General features: G+C 69.7%; 4 protein-coding genes and 1 riboswitch. Of the genes, 3 read left to right on the forward strand and 1 reads right to left on the reverse strand.

The annotated features are described in order from the left end of the window. The 3 genes from Mth01_RS17520 to Mth01_RS30405 all read left to right on the forward strand — a co-directional run. Positions 1 to 284, forward strand: a 284-nt coding sequence (locus tag Mth01_RS17520) for a barstar family protein (protein ID WP_204016947.1), incomplete at its 5' end; no start/stop codon positions are given. 85 nt (positions 285 to 369) lie between these two features. Continuing rightward, positions 370 to 488, forward strand: a riboswitch (SAM riboswitch). A 48-nt stretch (positions 489 to 536) separates the two neighbouring features. Next, positions 537 to 1214, forward strand: a complete 678-nt coding sequence (locus tag Mth01_RS17525; RefSeq protein WP_204016948.1) for a hypothetical protein — start codon at positions 537 to 539, stop codon at positions 1212 to 1214. Next, positions 1162 to 1461, forward strand: a complete 300-nt coding sequence (locus Mth01_RS30405) for a DUF3293 domain-containing protein (protein WP_407695954.1) — start codon at positions 1162 to 1164, stop codon at positions 1459 to 1461. The genes Mth01_RS17525 and Mth01_RS30405 overlap by 53 nt, the downstream gene beginning before the upstream one ends. Here Mth01_RS30405 and Mth01_RS17530 read toward each other — a convergent pair. Continuing rightward, complete coding sequence (locus Mth01_RS17530) at positions 1458 to 2309, reverse strand: hypothetical protein (protein WP_204016949.1); 852 nt, start codon at positions 2307 to 2309, stop codon at positions 1458 to 1460. The two genes, Mth01_RS30405 and Mth01_RS17530, sit on opposite strands and share 4 nt — an antisense overlap. Between the last annotated feature and the right edge of the window lie 121 nt (positions 2310 to 2430).

Raw genomic sequence — 2430 nt, forward strand, 5'->3', positions numbered from 1 at the left:
GGCCAGACATCGAGGGCTTTTACTGCGCTCTGGGTGAGGCCATCAACGGCCCCGGCGGCTACTTCGGCTGGAACCTTTCCGCGCTTGATGACTGCCTGCGGGGCCAGTGGGGGGCCGCGCCGCCGTTCCGGCTCATCTGGCACGACGCCGACGTGGCCCGTCGGCACCTCGTGCTGGGCTATGACCGCCCGGCCTACGACCAGCGATCCTGGGGCCCGGCGATCACCTTGCAAGACCTGCTCGACATCTTCACCGACCGCGGGGCCGAGGTCGATCTGCGATGAACGTTTGTCGGTAGTGAGAGTGAATCAAATACACGGAGTATTTGAGGTGGACGGGGAGACGGTTGGTGTGTCAGGATGGGCGCTGGGTCACGAAGCCGATCGCGCCCCTGGACGATCGTCGGCTGGCAACCTCGCCTCACCGCGCAAGGTGCCCTCCAGGGAAGACCTGGCCGCTGCCGGCATCGGCAGTGGCAAGCGCGGATCTCCCTGCCCCTCCCGGTAAGGGGGTCCCCTGACAGCCAGAGGACCTTCATGACCTACGAACGCGACTTCTTCCGCGACGCCGCGGTCCACAACATCTCGCCGGTCCTGAGTTCAGCCGTGCAGGCGATCGACGCCGTCTTCCCCGACGAGCTTTGCCTGCGGCTCCGCCCGGTGCTTCCCCATCTCGCGGGAACGGCCGATGACGGCAGGGACGGGGACCGCGTCCGCCTCGCGCAGGACTGGTTGGTCCGGACCTACCTGGCGGCATGGATGCGGGCCGCCGGACAGCAGGACGAGGCGGTGCGGCTCCGCCGCCTGGCACCCGTCCGGGATATCGGAACGGCCCTGCGGGCGGCGGGGGTGGCCGCGCAGGCGTCCGGCAAGGTCATGATCAGCGCCCCCGGCAGAGCGGAGGGATTCCCCCTCGTCAACGCCGCCGAACAGGTGGCGAACCGGGCCGTGAAGACCATGACCGTGTGGAACTGTGTCGCTGCCGCCGGCGACGGCATTTACGGCATGGTGGAACGGGCGGCCCGCGATGCGGCCGCCCGGGTCGCTCCGGACGCCGCTCTCGAATCGGTCAACGCGTTCCTTCAGCGGTCCGCGGTGGACCTGTTCGTCCACCTCATCCAGCCGCCGACGCGGGCCTGGCCGTACGAGGGCCGCGAACCCCATGGCGTGCCGGACATCGGCGGAGAGCCGGACTTCACCGGAGAGACAGAGTGACAGGGCCGGCAGCCGAACCGGACGAGATTTCGGAGGCGGCGATGCCGCGCGGCTCCACGTCGAGCCGAGCGCCGCGATCGTCGGCCTCGACGACGATGCCGCGCGTTACCTGGGGCGCCGCTATGGCCAGGATGCGATCTTCGCCTGGGATCCGGCCGCCTGGCGGCTGCTGTCGTGTACGGATGACCGTACCGAGACCTGCGGCTGGACCTCGACGGACGGCGACGCCCTGTCCATGGGCCCCTAATCGTCGACCGGCTCGAGGAAGCTGTGAAGGACCACCAGGCCCTTGCCGTACCGCTCTTCGACCTCACGGCGCAGTTCCTCGGTGACCACCCAGGCTCCGACGTCGACGTGATCCTTCAGTTCGTCCGTCCCGATCGAGTACAGGCCCTTGATCTCCTTCTCGATCCGCTTCTGGATCGCGTGCAGTCTCGCCCTGGTCTGCTCCGCGTGGCTCAGGCACAGCGCGCCGCCCCACACCTCGCGGATCGCAGGCTCGTGCACGGCCGGGTCGCCGGTGAAGCGCAGGTTGAGCACGAGCCGTTCGGGGTCGTTGGCGTAGCCCTCTATCGGGTCGCGGGGATCGTAGCCCTCGATCTCGTCGAGGTAGCTTTGGTCCAGCCAGCCGCCCGCATACCCGGGGATCTTCTTGGCCAGGTCGATCGCGGCGTCGATCGCCTGGTCGGTGGCCTTCGCCGGGTCCACCGGGCGCCATCCCCCGATCGGCTCCGGGCACGGTGACGGGATGAAGTCAGACCGATCAGGTGGGGCATCGGGGCGTTTCGCGGGGCGAGGCGGCTCGGTGAGCGTGAGCCGTTCGCCGTCCCAGGTGCCGACCACGTGGTAGTCGCCCCAGCGCACGCCACCCTGGGCGTCGTGGTCGACCGTGTTCCAGTCCCACCCGACGATGTCGGGCCCGGCGCACTGGGGCGGCATGGAGAAGGCGACGCCGGCGCAGAGCTGTGGGCCGTGTCGCGCGTCGGCGAGCACGAATCCGTCGGCCTGGTAACGCGTCGGGGGAGCGGTCGCCGCGGACGCCGTCCCGCAGGCGGCGAGGGCGGCGAGTGCGGTCGCGAGCCAGACGCCTCTCATGCCCCCCGAAGATTCATCCATGTCATCGGCCGGACTATCGCGCGCCGGAGTCGCGGTCGAGCTCGCAGCGGAGTTTCATGCTCTCGGCCTCCGTGCGGATGTACCGGCGGGTCCGCCCGCC

This window comes from Sphaerimonospora thailandensis (genome assembly GCF_016863115.1).
Taxonomy (GTDB): domain Bacteria; phylum Actinomycetota; class Actinomycetes; order Streptosporangiales; family Streptosporangiaceae; genus Sphaerimonospora; species Sphaerimonospora cavernae.